We start from the raw sequence: 23,360 nt of genomic DNA, 5'->3' as shown, positions 1-23,360 counted from the left end.
AAAGGTGTATTCTTTCTAGTAATCGGGTAATAAATATAATGAGTACTAGAAAGGGAGGTTTTTAAAAATGAGAGAAGAAAGAGATGAAAAAATTAAACATAAGAAACTCGACAATCCTGATTTATTAAATACCGAAAACGAAAGTATTTTTGATAAAGATGAGGAAATGAAATTTGTCGATCCGATCCCAATGGAAGAACTTAATGATCAAGTAAAAGACGAAAGACATCCTGCGGACACTAAAAAGACGTCAGGCAGTGAACGTAAAAACCAGCCAAGACGTAGATAAATAGTTTATTTTAATAAAAAGATTGATCATTTTACGAAAAAAGTGAAATGATCAATCTTGGTTTTAAAAATCTATCATTTTTCAGAATTGTCCTATCTTTTTCACAGTATTGCATCACTAAATGGATTACAATATTGGGATAAAGGGAGGGAGTTCTAAAAAATGAATTGGAAATCAATAGTATTAAGTGTATTTGTGATGATGTTTTTAGCTGCATGCAGTGATGAAAAAGAAACGGTTAGCCAAGCAATCGATAACAAGAGAGTCGAGCCTGAAACTGAAACTATTTCAAAAGGCGAAAGTGAAGATGTGAAGGGTTTGGTGGCGGAATATAGTGCGAACAAAACGACTGATGATAAAGCATCAATTACTTCAACACAATTAATCATAACGGATACAAATGAAAATAAAATTACATATGATTTACCGGAAGATGAGTTTTTTATTTCAATTGCACCGTATGTTAATGAAACTCATCCTTGTAAAGACCATAGTTTAACAGGGTGCCAAGGAGAATTAGTTCAAAAAGAAATAGATGTGTTTATTGAAAATGAAAAAGGCGAAGTTATAGTGGATGAGAAGTTGACAACTTTAGAGAATGGTTTCATCGATTTATGGTTGCCACGTAATGAAGCTTTCATTGTAGAAATGTCTTATGATGGGAAAAGTGTAACAGGGGATTTAACAACGTTTGAGGAAGATGGAACATGTATCACGACATTACAACTACTGTAAATTGGATATAAAAATTACAAGCTCGTAGTAGGGGGACTATAACATCCTTTACTGTGAGCTTGTATTGTCTGGGTTATTTTTTAATTCTTTTTTGCGGGGATGATATCATCAATTGTGCGTGATAATTTTAAAGCGTTTAATTCAAATTCGCTATAGTGGATTTCCGCACCTGCTCCACCAATATAAAAAGATATATCCTGATGTGCTTGGGCCAACTTTTCCAATGTTGTAATCGATTGTGCAAATTCAGTAAAAGCAATTTCAGTGGATCCTGTGAGGAGCACAATGGTCGGCTTTTTTAAAGCGATAGTCGATTGAATCGCGGTAGGTGCAGGTGAAGGGCCGAGCATTAGTGTTCGATAACCACGTAACATGCATTGAATAAGTAGGATCTGCATAGGAATTTCATGTCTTTCTCCAGGAAGACAGCTACCTAAAACGAGCGGAGCATCTTCGGGGACGTAAAAGTGCCGACGGATATGACTTAAAAAGTCTCGCACCGTTTGACTACTGATAGCTTCCTGATATTCTCCCCACGCATTTTCGCACCAAAGTTGGCCAATTTCATGTAAAAAGGGAACGACAATTTCATGAATCAGCTTTTCAACACCAAATTTATGGTGTGCCTGTTCGAGTAAATGTAATATCTCATGTTCATCCCCTTCCGTACCAGCCTTAATCAGCGCTTTATGAAAGAAAGTAATAGGGTTCACTTCTGGGGCATCTTTATATTTAAGATAATGGTCTACAGCTTGCTTAATTGTCATGCCATTATTTATATGATTTTTCAGCAGCATTAAAGTTTGTACTTCGTCTTCGGAATAAACGCGATAACCATTGTCCAATCTTTCAGGTTGAATGATTTGATAGCGATCTTCCCATTTACGAATCAGTTGTTTAGAAAGATTTGTAATATCGGATACTTGCTGAATAGAATATGTTTTTTTAACCAAGTTTTGCACCTCCTTAAGTAAATTCTTATTTATGTCTATTCAATCGAAAAAAAAAGCACTTGTCAAATGTTTTTCATATGCTGTACAATGTTTGTATAACCATGTATGAGGGTATTGTTTGTAGGGTATGATTATTAGTAAAAAATGGTAAATAGAAAAGTGGGAGAAGGGGGTTGTATTGTGTCAAAACATCCATTAGAAAAATGGGGAAGTGCAATGGGCGGCAAGAATACACGCTGGATAGTTGTAGGACTATGGATTGTATTCGCTGTTACATTTGCACTTATATTTCCGCAAATTAATAGTGTAGAAAATTTTGCGGGCGATGAAATCCCAGAAACATATACATCAATACAAGCAGGAAAGATTTTAGAAGAAGAATTTGCTTCAGATAGTGGAATTCCATTATTAATTACTTGGTATAACGAATCAGGAATTACAGAACAGGATTTGACAAATATCCAAGGGTTATACAAGCAACTTGCAGATGATCCACTAAATGGGCAGGAATCTATTCCGCCATTCCATGAACTTCCGGCTCAAGCATTGATGGGCTTGTTATCGGAAAATGGAGCAGCACTTGTAACACCTGTATTTTTCTCCCCAGATAAAAATACAGATGTATTAAAAGAAAACTTAGCAATTATTAAAGAACGTACGGAAGAACAGTTTGGTGAAAATCCATATGAGTCGAACCTGGAAGATGAAGGATTACATGCGCGTTTCTCGGGACCGGTTGGAATCTCAATTGATGCTACGGATCTTTTTAAAGCAGCTGATGTTCAACTTATGATTGCCACTGTGATTATTATTTTAGTCATTTTATTATTAATTTACCGTTCTCCAATTTTAGCTATTATTCCTTTAGTTGTTGTTGGGATTGCATATTTAGTTGTAAGTCCTTTATTAGGGGTGATGGCAGAAAACGGTTGGATCGATAAAGATGCGCAGGCAGTAGCGATTATGATTGTCCTACTATTTGGTGCGGGTACAGACTATTGTTTATTCTTAATTACACGTTACCGTGACATATTATTAACAGAAGAAAACAAATTTACGGCGTTAGCTATGGCAGTACGTGAATCTACCGGTGCCATTGTGATGAGTGGTTTAACTGTAGTAATCGGTTTAGCAACACTGGCTTTAGCGGACTATGGTGCTTTCCAGCGATTCGCTGTTCCATTTAGTTTCGGTGTATTAATAACTGGTTTTGCCGTTGTCACATTATTGCCGGCAGTACTCGGCATTTTAGGTCGTGCAGCATTTTGGCCATTCGTTCCACGTACGGAATCGGCTGAAAAAGCACATGCGGAAAAGAAAAATAAACCATATAAGCCTCGAAAGCCAAATCACCGTTATATGCGTGCGGTCGGTGAATTCGTAACGACAAAACCATGGCTTGTTATTGTTATTGCAGGTGTAATTTTGATTGGTTTAGCTTTCGCTTCAACGAATATTAAATATAATTATGATTTAATTTCTTCATTCCCGGAAGATATGCCTTCACGTGAAGGCTTTACAATTATTGAAGATAACTTCACACCGGGCGAACTAGCTCCGGTACAGCTTTTAGTGGATTCAGAAGGAACAGATATTAATATTACAGAACAATTATTAGGTTTGCCTTACGTAAGCATTGTTAAAGAAATGCGTACAGGTGATGTAAATAATAATATTCAGCTTTATGAAATAGATTTAGATAAAAATCCATATTCAAATGAAGCAATGGATGATGTTGAACAGATGAAGGATGATGTGAAGTCGATTTTAACTGAAAATAATCTGGAAGATGGTCAGTTCTGGATAGGGGGCGAAACAAGCGCCCAATTAGATACAAAGGTTGTACAATCAGGTGATGAAAATATTATTCAACCTGTTATGATTATCATTATTTTCATCGTCTTACTAGGTTACTTACGTGCCCTTATTACTTCGATTCAACTGATGGTAACTGTTTTGATTTCCTTCTTCTCAGCTTTAGGCGCAGGTTGGTTAATAATCCATTACGGTCTAGGACATGAAGCGATGGCAAGTGCAATTCCGTTATATAGTTTTGTATTTATTATTGCGTTAGGAAATGACTATAATATATTCATGATTTCAGATATATGGAAAAACCGAAAGCGTGGTATTGCTCATCGTGAGGCAATTGTGAATGGTATTGCATCGACTGGAGCAGTTATTACTTCGGCAGGTTTAATTTTAGCGGGTACATTCTTAGTATTAGCTACATTACCGATTCAATTATTAGTTCAATTCGGTATCGTAACGGCAGTCGGAGTATTACTGGATACGTTTGTTGTACGTCCGTTGCTTGTACCAGCCATTATTACGGTATTTGGAAAATGGTCTTATTGGCCAAATAAAAAGCTATAAAAATAGAAAAAGGGTGCTGTCCGAAATGAATTTCCGGACCGCACCTTTTGCTTTTAAGAAATTAACGAACCTGATTGTAATCGATACATCAATTCATATTTGCCGCCAAGTGCAACTAGCTCATCATGGCTGCCTTGCTCAACGATTTCACCACGGTCTAATACTAAAATTTTATCTGCATTTTTAATAGTAGAAAGACGATGTGCAATGATGAAAGTAGTCCGTCCCTTTTTTAGTACATCCATCGCATGCTGAATAATCTCTTCTGTTTCAGAATCAATATTAGATGTTGCTTCATCCAAAATCAAAATGGCTGGGTCAAATGCTAATGCCCGTGCAAATGAGATTAATTGGCGCTGACCAGATGAAAGGGTACTTCCTTTTTCGATTACTGGTTCATCAATTCCTTTTTCGAATTTTGATAAAACACGGTCACCACCGACCGCCTCCAGTGCATTTTCAACCATCTCACGTGAAATACGCGCATCATTCAAGCTAACATTTGATGCAATCGTTCCGGTAAATAAATACGGGTCCTGTAATACAATACCCATATGTTCACGAATTGCTTGTCGAGGCAGCTTTGTAATATCCTGCCCATCAATGATAATACGTCCTTTTTGTGGGTCATAGAAGCAGAATAACAAATTCATGATTGAACTTTTTCCTGAGCCTGTATGACCAACAAGTGCAATAGTTTCGCCTTCCTTTGCTTCAAAGTGAATATTTTTTAATACATAATCGTCATTTTTGTATGCAAATGAAACATGATCAAATACAACATTTCCTTTGTAGCGCTCAATTCTTTCTTTGCTTACTTCTTCTCCCGGCTGATCAAGTAACTCGAATACACGGGTACCCGCTACAAGTGAACGTTCCAGTTGCGAAAATTGATTGACCAAGTTAGTAATTGGATTGAATAGACGTGTAATATAATCAACAAATGCATAAAGTGTACCTGCTGATACTGCTTCAGGCAATGTCATCGATTGTGTACCGAAGTAATAAACGAATACAGCGAACATACCAAGTCGTAAAATATTTACTAAGTTATGTGAAGTCGCAGAATCCAATAATAAAAGTTTACGGTTGTATTGGTAATGCTCATCGTTCATCTCATCAAATTCAAGTCTCATCTGATCTTCGCGGCGGAAAGCCTGAATAATTGTCATTCCATTAATCGATTCATTAATCATCGCATTAATATCGGCAATTTTTGTACGAATGACATGATTGTATTGTGAAGCAAATTTACGGTATAAAATCATCCAAATATAGACGATTGGAATGAGCACTAGGGCAAAAAGCGCCATTTTCCAATTTAAAATAAATAAAGCTATATATACCCCTGCAATGGTAATAAAGCTGTTCGCAAATTGCGAAAGTACGGTTACGTAAAGGTTTCGAATAGCCTCTGTATCATTTGTGACACGGGCAACTACTTTACCGGCTGGCAAGTTATCAAAGTATTCAATTGGTAGCTTTTGAATATGTCCGAACACATCTTTCCGTAGCTGTTGAATGACAAAGTTTGCACCCCGTTGTAAAAAGATGAACATTAAATAACGGAACACAGCAGTCAGCACGGATAACAAGAAGAAAATCGATAATAAAATCGCAATTGGCTCTGCCTGTAAATTACCTGGTTCCATGTAGTGGTCGATAATATATTTTGCGATAAATGGACCTGCAATATCTGTTGCAACAGCAATTGTTAATAATGATAATCCGATTAAAATCGGCTTTTTAAATTTTAAAGCATAAAGATACAGTCGCTTCGATGTACTCATTGTTTTACCTCCTCAAGCTGCTGGCGGTCAAATTGCTCTTTGTACCAACCACCTAAGCGTAGAAGCTCTTCATGTGTACCCCGTTCAACGATAAAACCATCATCCAGTACAATTATTTCATCCGCATGCTGAATTCCTGATAAGCGGTGAGTTGAAATGATAGTTGTTTTCCCAGCGCGCTCTGTTTGAATATTTTCAATTATTTTTGATTCTGTTTTGGCATCTACCGCAGATAAGGAATCATCCAGAATTAAAATTTCCGGATCTTTAATTAGTGCACGTGCGATTGAAACACGCTGTTTTTGTCCGCCGGATAAGGATACTCCTTTTTCCCCTACTAGTGTTTCGATGCCTAGTGGTAAATTCGCTAAGTCTTTTTCGAAGTCTGCTAAGCGAATAGCCTCATCAATATCTGCTGATGATGCATCTTCTTTTCCGAACAATATATTTTCACGAATGGTACGAGAAAATAGCACATGATCTTGTGGTACATAGCCAATCCAATCTAAAATTTGTTCCTTCGTCATATGTGCCAAATCGGTATTATTAATAATAATTTGCCCGTCTCCTAACGGGTACTCACGCAATAGCTGGCGAATGAAGGTTGTTTTTCCGGCACCTGTCTTTCCGACAATGCCAAGAGTTTGCCCTTTTTGTAAATTCAATGAAATTTGCTGTAAGTTTTTTACCTGAGATAAAGGGTATTGGAAAGTAAACTCAGAAAAACCAATTGAATTGGGTACGTTATGATTCATTGGAGCATTTGGATTTTTAACATCTGCTTCATACTCTAATGTATCCTGTACACGGTCAAGAGATGCACTTCCTTGCTGCATGACGTTAATCAGCTCGCCAATTGCGAACATTGGCCAGATTGCAAGCCCTAAATACACATTAAAGGATACAAGTTGACCGACTGTTAGCGCCTCATTTGATACAAGGACGGCTCCGTACCCAAGCGCGATAACGTAACAGACTCCTGTTCCGATTTTTGTAATTGGCATAAAAAGACCATTAATATAGGCAACGCGCATATTTTTAACAAAGATATTTTCGCTCATCTCTTCAAAACGTTCTTCGTCTTTACTTTCTTGGACGTAAGCGCGGATAACACGTGTTCCCGCAACAGATTCCAAAACGTTGTCATTCATTTCACCGAACGCACCTTGTGCAATCATATAACGCTCATGGACAATCTTACCTAAATATTGAATAATGATTGCCATGACCGGTATTGGGAGCATTGCAAAGAAAGTTAGTTTCCAGGAGATGAAGAAGCCCATTGCCAAAATAATAAGTGCCATAAACACCGTCGAATCAATTAGCGTCATGATACCAAATCCTGCTGTTAGAGTGACGGCATTTAAATCATTTGTAGCTTTAGCCATTAAGTCCCCTGTACGGTTTTTTTCATAAAATGTAGGGGTCATTTGCAGAAATTGATGCATTAATTTTTTTCGCAATATTCGGTCCAGTGCAATTGAACCACCGAATAACTGGTATTGCCAATAGAAGTTTAATCCATAGCTTGCGATTGCAGCTGCCAGAATAAATCCGACATACTTAAGAAGCTGTGCCTGATCCATATCGCCACCGGTCATAACATCAATGGCTTCACCTAAAATCCAAGGTGGTAATACTTCTATAAAACTTGCAATTATCAATAGCGTAATAGCAACGGTGTACTGCTTACGGTACTGTTTAAAAAACCATTTTAATTTCACAAACACATTAAACATTACTTATACCTTCCTTCTATAAAGTTTGTAGCATTGGCTACCCATCATCGAATCGATCCGTTTTTAATAGTTTTCGCATAAAGATTGTCATACAAAGCCCTCCTGAATTTTTTCACTAAGTAGCACTGTTTTCCTGGATTTAGAACATTTAAAAGCCTTTATCCAACAAAAAAACACCTCTTTCGATTTTTCGAAAAGGTGTCATTACGAAAAAAAGCACAAGGAAGTCCAAATCCGTGCCCTTTATTTAAAAGTGCAAGCTAAATTAAAACAAAAGTACGGAAAAGGGAAATATGAAGTTGTCGCTTTGAAACGTGTACATCTAAAGGTGTTGTCTTCATGCCCCTAATCTCCTTTCCTTGTTCCAATTTATTTAGTGTTCCTTAATATTATTAGAGCGAATTATCATTGTCAATATATTTTGAAAACAATTTATATTCAGTATTGGGATTTTATGGTTTAAGGCGCGAATTCCTATAAAATACAACTTTATTATTATAAAAGTTTGAAAATTGAGAGTATATTCGTTATCGTGGAAGTAACACATCAAAAGGAGTGGTCCAACAATGAAGAAGCTATTTTTTACTTTGTTACTTATATTTGTGCTGGCAGCATGTGGGACGGAAGATACAACAGATATAACAAATAATGTCCCGGGAAATACTACAGATGATGTAACTCAAGGTGATACAAATGTAGAGGAAAAAATGATTACTTTATATAAATCAGATGCAAATGCTGAAAATACAGTTCCATTTGAAGAAGAATTTGAAGGCGATGAAGGAAACCTAGTACCTTTTATTTTCGAGGAAGTAAATGAGCATGACGTAGAGCTATTGGATTATACACTAGAAACTGAGAGTAAAAGCTTAGTGTTAAATTTAGGCGACGATATTTATACTATTCAAGGTTCTGCTGGAGCGAGAATGTTCGTAGAAACATTAGCACGCTCTTACTTCGAAAATTTATCGGATATTGATGAAATTACATTTATTCATAAAGGCTCGTATGAACCGGCATTGGATCATATGAACATAGGACAGCCTTACTTAAGAAGTGAATTTGATATGTAGATAGGGGATTGTGGGAGATGAAACAACTATGGACAAATGGCACGATTTATACGATGGAACAAGAAGGAAGTACAGTTCAGGCTGTACTTGTTCATGAAGGCAAAATTATAGAAACAGGAGATTTCGATCAATTACAGGAAAAGGCTGATGAAATTATCGATCTACAAGGCGCATTCATGTATCCAGGCTTTGTCGATAGTCATTTGCATATGATTGGGCATGGCGCAAAGTTAATGCGACTGGATTTAACGCAGGCGAAGAGTGGAAAGGAAATTTTGGAACTTGTACAGAATGCGGCAAGTCTGCTTGATGAAGGGCAATGGTTAATGGGCGATGGTTGGAATGATAATCAATTTATAGATGGTCAAATACCAACAAAAGAAGAACTAGATGCTATCACTAACAAACCCATATTCCTCAATCGCGTTTGTCACCATGTTGCATTAGTAAATTCAGCAGCACTCCAATTAGCAGGTGTAACAAAAGACACACCAGATCCGGAAGGCGGAAAATTGGGGCGGCATAAAAATGGCGAGCTGAATGGCTTACTGTATGAGCAAGCTATGAATTTGGTTTCGTCTACTTTCCAGCAAGAAGGAGAAAGCTATATTGCTAGTTTGGAGCATTACCTTCAACTGGCCATTGAACATATGCAATCTTATGGATTAACAGGCGGACATACCGAGGAAATGGCCTATTTTGGACAGTATACCAATCCACTAACAGCTTATCAGCGTGTTGTTGGTGGCAAAAAACATTTCCGTGTCAATTTATTGCGTCACCATACAGTCTTTGAAGAAATGGTTATAAATAATGTGTCATTTGATGAACCGTTTATCGAGCCCGGTGCAATGAAGATTTTTGCTGATGGATCCTTTGGAGGCTCGACAGCTGCAGTTCTGGAACCATATGTAAATGAAGCTGATAATAAAGGTATGCTCATTCATACAGATGAACAACTGGAAGCCCTTATTCAATTAGCGAGAAAATACGGGGAAGCAGTAGCCATTCATATTATTGGAGACGGTAGTATGGAACAAGTATTACCATATTTAGAGAAATACCCGGTTGCTAAAGGAAAGCGTGACCGCCTCATTCATTGCTGTCTCGTATCGGAAGAGCAGCTAAATCGAATAAAAAAGCTGTCTGTTATTTTGGATTTACAGCCTGCTTTTGTAACGTCAGATTTCCCATGGATACTTGAAAAGCTGGGGGAAAACCGTTCTGGTCATTTGTATGCATGGAAGACTTTTGGTGAAGAAGGCTTAATGTGCGCGGCAGGAACCGATGCGCCGATAGAAGCCATTAGTCCATTTGAAACAATCTATGCAGCAGTAGAACGTAAAAAGCTAGAAGATACGCATGACGGATATGGTGCTGAACAAAAGCTAACACGCTTTGAAGCCGTAAAAATGTACACTGTGGGAAGTGCTGAGGCCATTTGTCAAGAAAATGAACGGGGTTACATCCGCTCAGGATACGATGCAGACTTTACAATACTAGATAAAGATCTATTACATTGCACTGCCGATGAAATATTACAAACAACTGCATTAAAAACAGTTGTTGCAGGTAATGTAGTATACCAAAAATAAATAATAAAATTAAAAGAATCACAGACTACCTGTGGTTCTTTTAGTTTTGGGAAAAATAATCCAAGTAAACATATATGAAAAAACATTGAAATGTCTTCTATAAAAAGCTATGATATAAAAAATTGAAAATTCAGTTATATAAGGAGTGTTAAAAATGAAGTTACATAGGTTTTGGATGTTATTAACGTTCTCTTTTCTTTTATTGTTAGCCGCATGTAGCGGTGATGAAAATGCGACATCAGAGAAGAATGAAGCAGCTACAAATGAAACTACAGAAAAGACAGATGCTCAAGGGGGCGAGTTAGTAATAGAAGTGCTTTCAGAGGCAGTAGAATTGGATCCCCACGGTTCAAATGATATTCCTTCGTCAAATATACAACGCAATATTTTCGAAACATTAGTTGTTCGAAACTTTGAGACTGGTGAAATTGAGCCATTATTAGCAGAATCATGGGAATATGTAGACGATTTGACTCTACAATTAAAATTGCGCCAAGGGGTAAAATTCCATGATGGCACAGAATTTAATGCTGAAGCAGTAAAGGTGAATTTGGACCGTTTACTTGACCCGAATATCGCTTCGCCACGTCTTTCAAACTTTGAACCGATTTCAGAGATTGTAGTTGTGGATGATTATACAGTTCAAATTAAAACAGAGAAACCGTATGGACCGCTATTATTTGCTTTAACACATCCAGGGGGTAATATTATGAGCCCAGCTGTTATTGAAGAAGACTATAAACGGATGGAAAATGGCGGAGAGGCACGTGCTTACGGAAATGAGAACCCTATCGGTACAGGTTTCTTAAAATTAGAGAAGTGGTCACCAGGTCAGGAAATTCGTTTAGTGAAAAATACAGAATACTGGGGTGAGCAAGTTGCTTACGATTCAGCGGTCTTTAAAACAGTACCTGAAAGTGCAACACGTGCAGCGGATTTAGAAGCTGGATATGCACATATTATAGATCCAGTGCAACCAACAGAAGTACCACTAGTAGAAGGGTTTGCACAAGTATTAAAGCAACCTTCCGTATCTATTTCATACTTAGGCTTCAATACGGAAAAGGCACCATTCGATAACCCGAAAGTTCGTCAAGCCATCACAAAAGCATTAGACCGTGAAGCAATTATTAAAGGAGTATTTGATGATTTTGGTGTGCAAGCCTTTGGTCCATTATCACCTATGGTATGGGGGTATACAGAAGATGTAACCAAACAGGATACAAACTTAGAAGAAGCGAAAGCATTATTAGCGGAGGCAGGCTTTGCTGATGGCTTTAAAACGGCGATTTGGACGAATGACAATCCACAGCGTCAACAAATAGCAATAATTTTACAAGAAGCATTGAAGCAATTGAAAGTCGAAGCAACAATTGAAGTAATGGAATGGGGTGCATATTTAGAAAAAACATCCAAAGGAGATCATGACATGTTCATGCTAGGATGGGCGCCTTCTACAGGGGATGCAGATGGTGCACTTTACCCATTATTCCACTCATCCGATATCGGTAATAACAATCGTACTCGCTATAGCAATGCGAAGTTGGATGAATTATTGGAACTAGGTCGTATTGAAACAGATGAAGCGGTACGTGCAGATATTTATAAGGAAGTACAGGAAATGATTAATACAGAGGCACCAGCGGCATTCATTCATCACCAAGCATACTTAACAGGATATGCGAATAATGTTACAGGTTTATCCGTTGACGCGACAGGCATCTACCAAATCCAAAACGTACAAATTAATCAATAAGCAAAAAAGTGCTATTTGCAACCGACGAAACTCACTCGGTGTGCAAGTAGCCTTTTTCATGGGTGAAAGTTTATGACTATTTCCTGATGTTTGGCATGTCCTGTATGTATTTAATATACTAAATCTACAAGAAAGGATGGGATACGATGGAACCTATACAAAATGTATTGCCTCCAATTGTAGATGATAAGACATATGTGCTTATTATAGGCTCGATGCCAGGAAAACAATCATTAGAAAAACAGCAATACTACGGTAATTCCAGAAATCATTTTTGGCCGATTATAGGGAGGCTATTAGCAACAGGTATCCCTGAAAACTATAATGATAAAATAAGACTTCTTCGTACACATAGAATCGGTTTATGGGATTCAATAAAAAGCTGTGACCGGAAAGGGAGCTTGGATGCGACGATTAAAAACGAAATTCCAAATGATTTTGTAGCGCTTTTTAAAAAATATCCGCAAATTAAACTTATCTTATTTAATGGTGGTAAAAGTTTTGAAGTATTTAAGAAGCATGTGGGACTAGAGGTTTTGGAAGATCGTTCATATGGGAAAATGCCGTCTACAAGCCCTATACCAGGGAAAAATATAAAATCATTCGATGAAAAGGTAGAAGCGTGGCGTATTATTCAGCAATATCTATAAATAGACCATTTTTATGTTGTTCGGTATGATTGGTATAAATAATCATAAAAGGGGAGTTTTAAATGTATCGTGTAGCAGAAGATTTCGTAAAAGATTGGGCAATAGCTTCAAAAGGTGCACTAAGAGTAATGCAGGCAATTTCGAATGATAAAATGAAAATTGCGATTGTCGATGACCACAATTCACTAGGTTGGTTATCATGGCATTTAGTGAGTGTAGCAGGTGCATTTGGTCAATTTGCAGGGTTACAAATTCCTGCTCCGGGACCAGATATGCCACAGCCTGAAACAATGGAAGAAATCATTGAGAAATATGAGCTAGTACGTGAAGCCTATAAAAAAGAAGCAGCCACATTGACGGAAGAGCAATTATTAGAGGAAGTGCCTGCATTTGGAGGAATGATGCAGCGCGGTGATTTATTGAGTAAAGTCATTGCACATCAAACACATCATGTTGGTCAAATGACTGTATTACTGCGCCAGGCAGGCTTAAACGTTCCACCGGTAATGGGTCCAACAAAAGAAATGCAGTAATATATAAGCGCCGACTATGTTTCAGAGGAATTTATAAAATTAAAGAGGTTGGGACAGAAGTAGAAATTTCATCGGATAAGGTAAAGTCCCTTATTAAGAAAGGGATATTTTAAAAAATTGATTGGAATGGAGGGCGACTCCAGCGGGAAAAGCACGACGCCTGAGACTACAGGCTCAGGCCGTGCCCGCGGAAAGCGTCCCGGAATGGAAATCAATTTTTGGGTTATGCCCTAGTCTCTTTACTAAAACCTAATTCGAAAAGTAATCATATGCATTTTTTGCAAGTAAAGTAACTGTGACAATGATGAATAGAACACGAACATAGCCACTTCCACGCTTAATGGCAAATCGTGAACCGACAATTGCACCGAAAATTTGTGCAACCCCCATTATAAGCCCATATGTATAATTGATTTGTCCTAAATAGACAAACATTAAAAGTGCCCCAATATTACTTCCAAAGTTCAGAAGTTTTGCATTGCCCGCAGCTTTTAAAAAATCATACCCCACTATTAAAAATGCAAAAATTAAAAATGAACCTGTACCTGGTCCCAAAAAGCCGTCATAAAAGCCAATAAGTGCAATGACTAAGAAGAATAACATATATTTTGTCTTAGATAGTGACTTAACTGCAGAAATACTGCCCCAATCCTTTTTAAAAATGGTGAAGATTGCTACAGCAGCCAACATAATAAGCATTAGTGGTTTTAATAGATTAGGATCTAGTAAATGAACAATCCATGCCCCAATCATAGAACTAATAAAGACGTAAGGGAAGTATTTCATTACCGATTTAAAATCCAATTTTCCAGAACGGTAAAAAGTAATAGTACTTGTTAGTGATCCCATTGTTCCGGCAAGCTTATTGGTTGCAACGGCTGCAGATGGACTAAGCCCAGCAAACATTAGTGCCGGTAAGGAAATTAGACCACCGCCTCCCACAACAGAATCGATAAAAGCAGCTAAAAAACCAAAGCAAATTAAAATAATAATGAGTTGGGGGTCCAGCTCGAATCCCATAAAGGAAAACCTTCTTTCTTAATTTAAACCAATATAGTCATGCTAACGAAAATCATAGTTCGTGTAAATACTTAAAATTTTATAATAACTATGATATTGTTAGTAAATTAGCTTTGTAGGAACGGAGTATATAAATGAAAGACTATCAATTTTTATTATTTGATCTAGATGATACATTGCTCGATTTTAAAGCAGCAGAAAAAATAGCTTTGCCGAAGTTATTTGAAGCACATCAGCTGCCATTAACTCCACAAATCGAAAGTGTCTATCGTGAGATAAACTCTAATTTATGGCGCTTACTTGAAGAGGGGCTAGTTACTAGAGAAGAGTTAATGCAAACACGTTTTGGGAAAACTTTTGAATACTTTGGCTATGAAGTAGACGGAAGAGCATTGGATGCTGAATATCGCGGTTATTTAACAGAGAGTAAAGTGTTCGTAGAGGGGGCAATGGAATTAATTCAAACATTGGCACCTCAATATGACTTATACATTACGTCAAACGGCTTGGCAGATACACAAATGAAACGCCTCCAAGTTACGGGACTAGCTCCTTATTTTAAAGGAATCTTCGTCTCGGAAAATACAGGCTATCAAAAACCGATGAAGCAATTTTTTGACTATGTGTTTGACCATATTCCGAATTTCGATTTAAATAAGGCATTGATTATAGGTGATTCCTATAGTGCAGACATTATTGGCGGGGCTCGTGCAGGTATTGATACGTGCTGGTTAAACCCAATGTATGTTGCACCGCCACAATCCATAGTGTCAACTTATGAAATTAGTAGGCTAGATCAGCTCCTTTCGATTTTAAAGAATGAAAGCCATTTAAAAAGCACTGTATAATATTGTTTTTTGAATATGTTTACAATTTTAATTAGTCTATAGGTGCATAGTAAAAGGGTACAGTTGTCTGTTAAAATGGAGTATAAAATGTACGCAAGGAGTGAGCGTAGTGACCTTATTTATAATAGTTGTAATGGTAATTGTAGGCTATCTCGCATACAAAATTTATATCCATGACAATACCATTTTCTATAAAATAACAGGTTATTCCTATTTTGATGTATTAATGAAGAAAAGGGTCCGAGTATTAAATAAAATTATGCATGATCTAGAGCGGGCTAAAGGCGCTCGAAAAGTAATGATTAATTTACAAATTCCTATTTATGAGGAACTTCATTCAATTGATGCTTTACTCCTACATGAATCCGGTATTTATGTAGTGAACATTAAAGATAAATCCGGCTGGATTAATGGACGAGAGCAAAATATTGAATGGAAAGAGCTATTACATAAGAATAAAATACGCACATTCAACAACCCAATTCACGAAACGAAGCGTTTGGTAAATGCCTTGCAGGATCAGCTTCCAGAAGTGGATGCAACACTATTCGAGTCGGTTGTTGTCTTTACAAACGATTGTTCAATTCAACAAATTGAAATTCATTCGCAAAATGTCGAAGTGTTAAAAATGTCAGAGTTAAATAACTGGACAAAAACCCTTGATAGAAAACGTCTAACGGAAGAAAATATTGAAACATTATTCTCAGCATTAGAGGGCTTTATGACTGACAAAAACAATACATTAAAGTCGAAATCAACAGTATCGGCGAATTAAAATGAAGAGCTAAGCAGGTTGTCCACTGCTTAGCTCTTTTTTTATTAAACGAAAATGTATAAAAAATGCATAATGTACTATTGAAAAAAGGTTGTTTTTGCTATATAGCATATTTTATTTGCTCATTTAAGTAATTTATTTCGAAAATAATATGAACGAATTATTTGTCTGAAATGAATAAAAATTTAAAATATTGTTTGTTTTATGAATTTTAACCTGTAAAATTTAGGCTGTAATATGGATGAAACAAAAAACAAAGGGGGTACAACAAATGAATAAAAACTTTAAAAATAGTTTTCTACTATTTATAGTAATGGCATTTGCCTTATTACTTGTTGCATGTAGCGGTGGAGATGATTCAACAGAAGATTCTTCTAGTAATAACGATGCTTCGGCAGATTCTTCGAATAATACAGATGGAGCAGGCGGTGATTTAGTATTAGCAACATTATCCGATGCCGCAAATCTAGATCCGCATATGTCAACGGACGTTCCATCAGCTTCGGTATTATCAAACATAACAGAGGGATTAGTAAAAAAGGATAAAGATGGAGAAATTGTACCAAGCTTGGCAAAAAGCTGGACATCCATTGATGATTTAACATGGGAGTTTGAACTTGAAGAAGGGGTACAATTCCATGATGGAGAACAATTCAATGCTACAGCAGTGAAAAAGAGCTTTGAACGAATTTTGGATCCGGAAGTTGCAGCGCCACGCGCATTTTTATTTGAAGCCATTAAGGAAGTGGAAGTTGTGAGTGATTACACAGTACGTATTCATACACATTATCCATTCGCACCACTATTAAACCACTTAAACCACCCAGTAGGCGTTATTCTTTCACCAGCACAAATTGATGCAGATTATGAAAATATGGAAGCGGGCAATATAGCTGGAGCAATTATGAATGCTAATGGTCCAGTTGGTACTGGCTTTATGAAGTTTGATTCATGGACACCAGGCACGGAAATTAAATTAGTGAATAATCAGGATTACTGGAATCAAAAGGCTTATATTGATTCAGTAACTTTCAAAGTAATTCCTGAAAGTGCAACGCGTGCAGCCGAACTTGAGACAGGGTATGCACATATTATTGAACCAGTACAACCTAATGAAGTGGAAATGGTTGATGCAACATCTAGTTCAGTTAGTATTACTCCAGGTTCTTCATTATCTTACATTGGGTTTAATATTAACAAGAAACCGTTCGATGATGTACGTGTACGTCAGGCGATCTCGATGATTGTAGATCAACAGTTAATCATTGATGGTATTTATGAAGGAATTGGTGAACCGGCACGTGGCCCACTAGCACCAACTGTGTTTGGCTATGATGGCACACTAACGCCGATTACTAAAGATATTGAAAAAGCAAAAACACTTTTAGCAGAAGCTGGATACGCAGAAGGCTTTGAAACTTCAATCTGGACAAACGATAATCCACAACGACAAAATATTGCCATTATGCTTCAAGAAGAATTAAAGCAATTAAATATTACAGCTAATATCGAAGTTTTAGAATGGGGTGCATACCTTGATAAGACGGATGCTGGTGAGCATGAAATGTATATTCTAGGTTTATCAAATCCAGTAGGTGATGCAGATTATTTCCTGACACAACTATACCATTCTAAAAATCACGGGGGATCTGGTAATACTACTTTCTATAGTAATAAAGAGTTAGATGCAATATTAGATGAAGCACGTGAAGAAATTGATACAACGAAACGTCTTGCAATGTATAAACAGGCTCAAGAAATCTTAATAGAAGAAGCACCAATGATATACGTACACCATCAAGCCTATATTACGGGCTTAAGTGAAAAAATAGAAGGGCACTGGATCAATGATTCAGGTCATCATAAGCTTCAGGAAGTGAAATTTGTAAAGTAAGTATAAAGGGGGCGGAACTTTTCGAAGTTCTACTTCCTTTTTATGTATTTTTTAAAGGTAAACTGGCTGTTACCGTCGAAATTATTAAAGTAACGAAATCCTATTTAGGAGGTTTTAAGTATGAGATTGAAGGATAAAGTCGCAGTAATAACAGGTGCTGCATCAGGAATGGGGAAGGCGACGGCCATTTTATTTGCCCGAGAAGGTGCAAAGGTTGTTGTATCGGACCTAACTCTTGAAGGTGCAGGGGCAACAGTAGCAGAAATTACAGCACTGGGTGGAACGGCAACTGCTGTAGCAGCTAATGTTGCGACGGAAGCAGATATTCATAAATTAATAAAAGCCGCTTTAAATAGTTATGGTACACTTGATATTTTAGTAAACAATGCTGGTATTATGGACGACTTCTCTCCAGTAGGTGACGTGAAAGATGACTTATGGGATCGAGTATTTGAAATAAATGTAAAAGGTGTTATGCGTGCAAGCCGTCAAGCAATGCCTATTTTTCTGGAAAAGGGTGCAGGAACGATTATCAATATTGCCTCAATAGGTGGTTTATACGGTTCTAGGGCAGGGGCTGCTTATACAGCATCTAAACATGCGGTTATAGGATTAACGAAAAATACAGCATTCCAATATGCAGAAAAAGGCATTAAATGTAATGCGATTGCTCCAGGCGGGGTCAATACAAATATTGGGGCAAGTTTCAGTAATGCAAATCAAGAAGGTATGTCTCGTGCAATGGCAGGAGCAAGTTTTAACCCACGCAGTGGAGAACCGGAAGATATTGCGAGTGTTGCACTTTTTTTAGCATCTGAGGATTCTGATTTTGTAAATGGGGTTGTTATTACTGCAGATGCAGGATGGACAGCTTACTAAAAATTTATTATAAAGGTGTTCGTATGTAAACCGAACTCTCAGATTGTCGACAAAAGGTCTCTCGAGACCTTTTGTCTTTTATTATAAATTTTAACTAGATGCTTAGCAGGAACAAGTTGTTCAATCGCCCCTATTTCAATTTGTTCACGTTCATTGGTTTAATTACTAGTCATTATAGATATCGTATGTCACTTTATTTAAAGAGATTAATAAGTTGATTGGAATGGAGGGACCGTGACTCCACCGGGAATAGCGAAATTTATTTTGCGACGAGTAACCGCAGGAGCACGCGCGGAAGATCCACTAAATTGTGCCTGCCGTTGTAGGCGCAATTTAGTTAGCTGGAGCCGTGCCCGGGGAAAGCATCGGTCCCGGAATGGAAATCAACGGTTCAATGTTAATTTAATTTTTAAACAAACACTTTTTAATAGGTGAAAATGCATTTGAAGAACAATCCAATATAATTTTAAGAAAAATATGTTTTTTTTTGAAATATTATCAACTTTTTGCTGTGTTCATACGTCTAATTAATATACTGACGATTGGAGGGCAATAAGATGGGCAAAAAAGTTGGACTACTCGGTATTATGTTTAGTTTAATAGTTTTTCTAGGCTTTCGTTTTTGGAAAGATGTGCCATCCACATTTGCAGATAGCGAGAAGATTACGATGAGCCTAACTTATTCTGAACAAGTAGCGTACAACCAATTTATTAATACAGCATCAAGTGGCAATGGCTTAGTGAAACCCTTTTATTTATATAATGGGGGGTTATCACGGACTATTCAAAACTGTGATGAATACATAGAGGTTGAAAAAATATTAACTCAAAAGCAAGAGGATGAACAGAGCCAACCTACTAGAGGTGATAAGAAAAGAATTGCGCTTACTTTTGATGATGGTCCACATCAATATGTGACAAAACAGGTTTTAACAACGCTTCAAAAACATGAAGTGAAGGCAACATTTTTTGTCCTTGGTCAAAATGTTGTGAAGCATCCGGAAATTGTAAAAAAGGCAGATGCATTTGGGCATGAAATTGCCAACCATTCATGGAGCCATAAAAATTTAACGAAGCTTAATGTTAAGCAAATGCAAGCGGAGATCAATCGAGCAAACGAAGCAATTTGTGATGCAATCGGGAAATATCCCACAATGTATAGACCCCCATTCGGCGCCATTGACGAGACGGTACGAGAAGTCATTGAGTTAACTCCGGTTTTATGGAATATTGATACACTTGATTGGCACCATAAAACACCGTCAAAAACTTTGGCGAACTTGAAGGAACAAGCAAAGGATGATGGCATTATTTTGATGCATGATATTCACCAACAATCCGCAGATGCTTTGGAAGATGTTATTCTGTATTTAAAAGAGGAAGGCTATGAATTTGTGACAACAAGCCAATTATTATAGTTTGCGAGTTTTTAAAAGGAAGTAGTGAGGGCTATTTCCTTTTTTTATTTTTATCAGTTTATGGTACGATACAAGCGAACACATACGAAGGAGGATCCATCGTGGGTCTATTATCAAAAAGAGCGTTAAGTATTAAACAATTTCAATTAAACAGTAAAATTTTTGCTTGTCCTATTTGCAAACAGCAAATGAATATGAGTGATGAAGGGAAAATGAGCTGTCCTTCGAATCATACATTTGATGTAGCAAAACAAGGTTATTTATATATGTTAAATCGACCAGTCCAGTCGATGTATGGCAAAGAGCTATTCGAGTCACGCCATAAGGTTATTCATGCGGGAATATATGACAAAGTGCAAAAAGCGATTGCCGGTGAAATTATACAGCAAAATTCGGTCATTTTAGATACAGGCTGTGGAGAAGGGTCTCATTTACACCGCATCTGTGAGCAATTAGACGGTGCTGTTGGCATCGGAATAGATATTTCAAAAGAAGGAATCATGGCAGCAGCAAAGTTTTATAATGAACAGCTTTGGTGCGTGGGTGATTTGGCGAATAGCCCATATAATGAGCAATCCTTTGATGCCATCCTAAATATTTTATCACCAGCAAACTATGAGGAATTTAAACGATTGCTGAAGCCAGGGGGAAAAGTTATTAAAATTGTTCCCCAGGAAAATTATTTAATGGAGCTACGCAAGCAAGCATTTGCAGATTCTGAAAAGGAAAGCTATACAAATGCTCAAACCGTAGAGCGTTTTAAGACAGCCTTTGCACATGTCGAAGTGAAGCGAATTACGTATACCGTTCCACTTGAAGTAGATCTAGTACAAAACTTACTTGAAATGACACCAATGGGCTGGCACATTGAAGAAAAAGAAAGTATTCAATTACGGGAAATTACAATTGATTTGGATTTATTAATTGGAATGGAGTGATGGTGGATGAAGAAAATTTTGGTATTAGGTGGAACGCGTTTTTTTGGACAGAAATTAGTGGAATTATTATTAGAGCAAAAGCATGAAGTAACGATTGTAACACGCGGGGTTTCTGAAAATCCGTTTGGTGATGCGGTGGAACATATTAAAGTCGACCGTAAAGATAAAGCTGCATTTGAGCAGGCTTTAGAAAGCCGCACTTTTGATATTGTCTACGATAATATTTGCTATTCACCGAATGAAGCGAAACAACTGTGCGACATTTTTAATGGTAATATCGGTAAACTCGTTTTCACCTCTACATTAGCTACATATGAGGCAGATGGCAAGCTCCATGAAGAGGTGGATTTTGATCCAACTTCATATGAAATCGTTATGGGTGAAACACATGAATTTTCATACGGTGAAGGTAAGCGTTTAGCGGAAGCGGTTTTTTATAGATTTGCCGATTTCCCAGTAGTGGCTGTTCGTTTCCCTATTGTGATGGGGGCGGATGATTATACGCGCCGATTGCATTTCCATATTGAACGCATCGTAAATAATGAGCCGATAGGATTTAGCAATATGGATGCGGAAATGTCGTTCATTCAAGCAACAGAAGCTGCAAGATTTTTAATGTGGGCCGGAATGGAAAATGTTGAAGGTCCAATTAATGCTACGGCTAATGGTGTTATCGCATTAAAAGATTTGATTTCACTTATAGAAGAAAAAACAGGTGAACGCGCAAAGATAGCACTGCTCGGTACAGAGGAAATCCGTTCGCCATATGCAATCCCTGCTTCATGGTATATGAAAAATGATAAATCACAGCAACTAGGATTTAAATTTAGTCATATTGATGATTGGTTGCCTCAGTTAGTCGAAGAAATTGCAAAATCTACACCAAAACAGTAATGATTGTATAGCAATACGACTATAGATTACAATAGATTGAGAATCAAACATAAGGTAGGAATGAAACGTGTATAAATTTATTGCAAATATTGTATATGGTGTTTTAGGAGTTAACGGGTCAAAAGCAAAGGTATATGGGAAAGAAAATATACCGAAAGAAGGAGGCTTTGTCATTGCTTGTACGCATAATGGCTATATCGACATTTTAAATTTGGGAATATCGATGTTGCCAAGAGAAGTACATTTTATGGCTAAAAAGCAATTGTTCGATGTTAAAGGCTTAGGTTGGCTTATTAAAAGGTTGAATGCATTTCCAGTTGATCGTGATAATCCAGGGCCAAGTGTGATTAAAATCCCTCGCCAACTTATTAAAGAGGGAAAGGTTGTAGGGATATTTCCTAGTGGGACAAGAAGCTCCGAAAACTCGGAATTAAAAGCCGGTGCTGTGACAATCGCCCAACTATCTAAGGCAGAAATTTTGCCCGCTGCCTATATCGGTCCGAAAAATGCAGCAGGTGTATTCAAACGTCAAAAAGGCTATTTAATTTACGGTAAGCCATTTACAGTGGAAGCGGGAAAAGAAGGTCGTGAAAAATCGGTACAGTTTTTGGAACAAGAGCTCAACCGACTGACTGTCCACCTAAAAGAAATGCATCCAGAAGTGAAGTAATATATAGAAGCTGCCCAGACTTTTTAGGGTGGCTTCTTTATGAGGAGGAGTCAATATGAAACAAGTGTTATTCGTATGCTTAGGAAATATTTGCCGCTCTCCAATGGCAGAGGCAGTCATGCGTGATTTAGTAGAAAAGCGTGGTTTAACTGCTCAAATTAAAGTTGATTCGGCCGGCACGAGCAATTATCATATCGGAGAGCCGCCACATAAAGGGACAAAGGCGAAACTGCAGGAATTCGGCATTACTACTAGCGGTATGCAGGCGCGTCAGTTACGAAGAGGTGATTTACATAACTTTGATTATATTGTTTGTATGGATGAAAGTAATGTAAAAAATACGATAGAAATGCTCCGTGCAGAAGCAGATGCCAAAGTGTTCCGCTTTCTTGATTTGACCAATCATAAGAAGGACGTCCCTGATCCATGGTATACAGGAGATTTCCAGGAAACGTATGATCTATGTTTAGAAGGCTGCGAGGCATTGCTGGAACATATTTTAAAAGACATGAAATAATAAAGAGCGGGGCTGATG

At 37.4% G+C, this 23,360-nt stretch carries 21 protein-coding genes; 17 read left to right on the top strand and 4 right to left on the bottom strand.

Annotated features, from left to right (window positions below; translation table 11 throughout):
- Positions 1-67 precede the first annotated feature (67 nt).
- Together H9635_RS16615 and H9635_RS16610 are read left to right on the top strand one after the other, a co-directional pair.
- Positions 68-289, top strand: coding sequence for a hypothetical protein (locus H9635_RS16615; RefSeq protein WP_191701426.1), 222 nt, complete (start codon positions 68-70; stop codon positions 287-289).
- Positions 290-451: 162 nt separating this feature from the next.
- Positions 452-1,024, top strand: coding sequence for a CueP family metal-binding protein (locus tag H9635_RS16610; protein WP_191701425.1), 573 nt, complete (start codon positions 452-454; stop codon positions 1,022-1,024).
- 80 nt (positions 1,025-1,104) lie between these two features.
- Here H9635_RS16610 and H9635_RS16605 read toward each other — a convergent pair whose 3' ends face one another.
- Positions 1,105-1,977 (bottom strand): MerR family transcriptional regulator, encoded by an 873-nt coding sequence (locus H9635_RS16605; protein WP_191701424.1) that lies wholly within the window; start codon positions 1,975-1,977, stop codon positions 1,105-1,107.
- Positions 1,978-2,157: 180 nt separating this feature from the next.
- Here H9635_RS16605 and H9635_RS16600 point away from each other — a divergent pair, with 180 nt between their 5' ends.
- Positions 2,158-4,353 (top strand): MMPL family transporter, encoded by a 2,196-nt coding sequence (locus H9635_RS16600; protein ID WP_191701423.1) that lies wholly within the window; start codon positions 2,158-2,160, stop codon positions 4,351-4,353.
- A gap of 53 nt (positions 4,354-4,406) precedes the next feature.
- On the opposite strand, the gene H9635_RS16595 is transcribed toward H9635_RS16600, so the two are convergent.
- Entirely contained in the window at positions 4,407-6,143 is a 1,737-nt protein-coding gene (locus H9635_RS16595) for an ABC transporter ATP-binding protein (protein ID WP_191701422.1), read from the bottom strand.
- Complete coding sequence (locus tag H9635_RS16590) at positions 6,140-7,882, bottom strand: ABC transporter ATP-binding protein (RefSeq protein ID WP_191701421.1); 1,743 nt, start codon at positions 7,880-7,882, stop codon at positions 6,140-6,142. Before H9635_RS16590 ends, H9635_RS16595 begins: the two co-directional genes overlap by 4 nt.
- A gap of 566 nt (positions 7,883-8,448) precedes the next feature.
- On the opposite strand from H9635_RS16590, the gene H9635_RS16585 reads away from it, so the two are divergent.
- From H9635_RS16585 to H9635_RS16565, 5 genes are all read left to right on the top strand, one after another.
- Positions 8,449-8,955, top strand: a complete 507-nt coding sequence (locus H9635_RS16585; RefSeq protein ID WP_191701420.1) for a membrane lipoprotein lipid attachment site-containing protein — start codon at positions 8,449-8,451, stop codon at positions 8,953-8,955.
- Between the two features lie 17 nt (positions 8,956-8,972).
- Positions 8,973-10,550, top strand: coding sequence for an amidohydrolase (locus tag H9635_RS16580; RefSeq protein WP_191701419.1), 1,578 nt, complete (start codon positions 8,973-8,975; stop codon positions 10,548-10,550).
- Positions 10,551-10,704: 154 nt separating this feature from the next.
- Positions 10,705-12,306 (top strand): glutathione ABC transporter substrate-binding protein, encoded by a 1,602-nt coding sequence (locus tag H9635_RS16575; RefSeq protein WP_191701418.1) that lies wholly within the window; start codon positions 10,705-10,707, stop codon positions 12,304-12,306.
- A gap of 146 nt (positions 12,307-12,452) precedes the next feature.
- Complete coding sequence (locus H9635_RS16570) at positions 12,453-12,956, top strand: DNA-deoxyinosine glycosylase (protein WP_191701417.1); 504 nt, start codon at positions 12,453-12,455, stop codon at positions 12,954-12,956.
- 62 nt (positions 12,957-13,018) lie between these two features.
- Complete coding sequence (locus tag H9635_RS16565) at positions 13,019-13,489, top strand: DinB family protein (RefSeq protein ID WP_191701416.1); 471 nt, start codon at positions 13,019-13,021, stop codon at positions 13,487-13,489.
- A 249-nt stretch (positions 13,490-13,738) separates the two neighbouring features.
- On the opposite strand, the gene H9635_RS16560 is transcribed toward H9635_RS16565, so the two are convergent.
- Positions 13,739-14,509: a TSUP family transporter gene (locus H9635_RS16560; RefSeq protein ID WP_191701415.1), complete on the bottom strand. Its 771-nt coding sequence runs from the start codon at positions 14,507-14,509 to the stop codon at positions 13,739-13,741.
- A 134-nt stretch (positions 14,510-14,643) separates the two neighbouring features.
- On the opposite strand from H9635_RS16560, the gene H9635_RS16555 reads away from it, so the two are divergent.
- The 9 genes from H9635_RS16555 to H9635_RS16515 all read left to right on the top strand — a co-directional run bounded on the left by H9635_RS16555 (position 14,644) and on the right by H9635_RS16515 (position 23,342).
- Positions 14,644-15,357: a YjjG family noncanonical pyrimidine nucleotidase gene (locus H9635_RS16555; RefSeq protein ID WP_191701414.1), complete on the top strand. Its 714-nt coding sequence runs from the start codon at positions 14,644-14,646 to the stop codon at positions 15,355-15,357.
- A 109-nt stretch (positions 15,358-15,466) separates the two neighbouring features.
- The gene (locus H9635_RS16550; RefSeq protein WP_191701413.1) at positions 15,467-16,132 is read left to right on the top strand and encodes a nuclease-related domain-containing protein; all 666 of its coding nucleotides are present in this window, start codon (positions 15,467-15,469) and stop codon (positions 16,130-16,132) included.
- A 271-nt stretch (positions 16,133-16,403) separates the two neighbouring features.
- Entirely contained in the window at positions 16,404-18,026 is a 1,623-nt protein-coding gene (locus H9635_RS16545; RefSeq protein WP_191701412.1) for a glutathione ABC transporter substrate-binding protein, read from the top strand.
- 120 nt (positions 18,027-18,146) lie between these two features.
- A complete protein-coding gene (locus tag H9635_RS16540; protein WP_191701411.1) occupies positions 18,147-18,905 on the top strand; it encodes an SDR family oxidoreductase in 759 nt (252 codons plus the stop codon).
- A 557-nt stretch (positions 18,906-19,462) separates the two neighbouring features.
- Positions 19,463-20,323, top strand: a complete 861-nt coding sequence (locus H9635_RS16535; protein ID WP_191701410.1) for a polysaccharide deacetylase family protein — start codon at positions 19,463-19,465, stop codon at positions 20,321-20,323.
- Between the two features lie 101 nt (positions 20,324-20,424).
- Entirely contained in the window at positions 20,425-21,261 is an 837-nt protein-coding gene (locus tag H9635_RS16530) for a putative RNA methyltransferase (RefSeq protein ID WP_191701409.1), read from the top strand.
- 6 nt (positions 21,262-21,267) lie between these two features.
- Positions 21,268-22,155, top strand: a complete 888-nt coding sequence (locus H9635_RS16525) for an NAD-dependent epimerase/dehydratase family protein (RefSeq protein ID WP_191701408.1) — start codon at positions 21,268-21,270, stop codon at positions 22,153-22,155.
- A 67-nt stretch (positions 22,156-22,222) separates the two neighbouring features.
- A complete protein-coding gene (locus H9635_RS16520; protein ID WP_191701407.1) occupies positions 22,223-22,825 on the top strand; it encodes a lysophospholipid acyltransferase family protein in 603 nt (200 codons plus the stop codon).
- A gap of 55 nt (positions 22,826-22,880) precedes the next feature.
- Positions 22,881-23,342: a low molecular weight protein-tyrosine-phosphatase gene (locus H9635_RS16515; RefSeq protein ID WP_191701406.1), complete on the top strand. Its 462-nt coding sequence runs from the start codon at positions 22,881-22,883 to the stop codon at positions 23,340-23,342.
- Positions 23,343-23,360: the final 18 nt, after the last annotated feature.

It is taken from the genome of Solibacillus faecavium (assembly GCF_014836905.1).
In the GTDB taxonomy this organism is placed as follows: Bacteria; Bacillota; Bacilli; order Bacillales_A; family Planococcaceae; genus Solibacillus; species Solibacillus faecavium.
The sequence above is the reverse complement of the archived record's forward strand: the minus strand, read 5'-3'. Positions and strand labels throughout refer to the sequence as shown.

Bases quoted from the DNA above. Each gene is read 5' to 3' on its own strand.
- H9635_RS16580 (WP_191701419.1), top strand. From the start codon at position 8,973: ATGAAACAACTATGGACAAATGGCACGATTTATACGATGGAACAAGAA.
- H9635_RS16565 (WP_191701416.1), top strand. From the start codon at position 13,019: ATGTATCGTGTAGCAGAAGATTTCGTAAAAGATTGGGCAATAGCTTCA.
- H9635_RS16540 (WP_191701411.1), top strand. From the start codon at position 18,147: ATGAGATTGAAGGATAAAGTCGCAGTAATAACAGGTGCTGCATCAGGA.
- H9635_RS16555 (WP_191701414.1), top strand. From the start codon at position 14,644: ATGAAAGACTATCAATTTTTATTATTTGATCTAGATGATACATTGCTC.
- H9635_RS16545 (WP_191701412.1), top strand. From the start codon at position 16,404: ATGAATAAAAACTTTAAAAATAGTTTTCTACTATTTATAGTAATGGCA.
- H9635_RS16560 (WP_191701415.1), bottom strand. From the start codon at position 14,509: ATGGGATTCGAGCTGGACCCCCAACTCATTATTATTTTAATTTGCTTT.
- H9635_RS16535 (WP_191701410.1), top strand. From the start codon at position 19,463: ATGGGCAAAAAAGTTGGACTACTCGGTATTATGTTTAGTTTAATAGTT.
- H9635_RS16515 (WP_191701406.1), top strand. From the start codon at position 22,881: ATGAAACAAGTGTTATTCGTATGCTTAGGAAATATTTGCCGCTCTCCA.
- H9635_RS16525 (WP_191701408.1), top strand. From the start codon at position 21,268: ATGAAGAAAATTTTGGTATTAGGTGGAACGCGTTTTTTTGGACAGAAA.
- H9635_RS16575 (WP_191701418.1), top strand. From the start codon at position 10,705: ATGAAGTTACATAGGTTTTGGATGTTATTAACGTTCTCTTTTCTTTTA.
- H9635_RS16570 (WP_191701417.1), top strand. From the start codon at position 12,453: ATGGAACCTATACAAAATGTATTGCCTCCAATTGTAGATGATAAGACA.
- H9635_RS16590 (WP_191701421.1), bottom strand. From the start codon at position 7,882: ATGTTTAATGTGTTTGTGAAATTAAAATGGTTTTTTAAACAGTACCGT.
- H9635_RS16595 (WP_191701422.1), bottom strand. From the start codon at position 6,143: ATGAGTACATCGAAGCGACTGTATCTTTATGCTTTAAAATTTAAAAAG.
- H9635_RS16610 (WP_191701425.1), top strand. From the start codon at position 452: ATGAATTGGAAATCAATAGTATTAAGTGTATTTGTGATGATGTTTTTA.
- H9635_RS16615 (WP_191701426.1), top strand. From the start codon at position 68: ATGAGAGAAGAAAGAGATGAAAAAATTAAACATAAGAAACTCGACAAT.
- H9635_RS16585 (WP_191701420.1), top strand. From the start codon at position 8,449: ATGAAGAAGCTATTTTTTACTTTGTTACTTATATTTGTGCTGGCAGCA.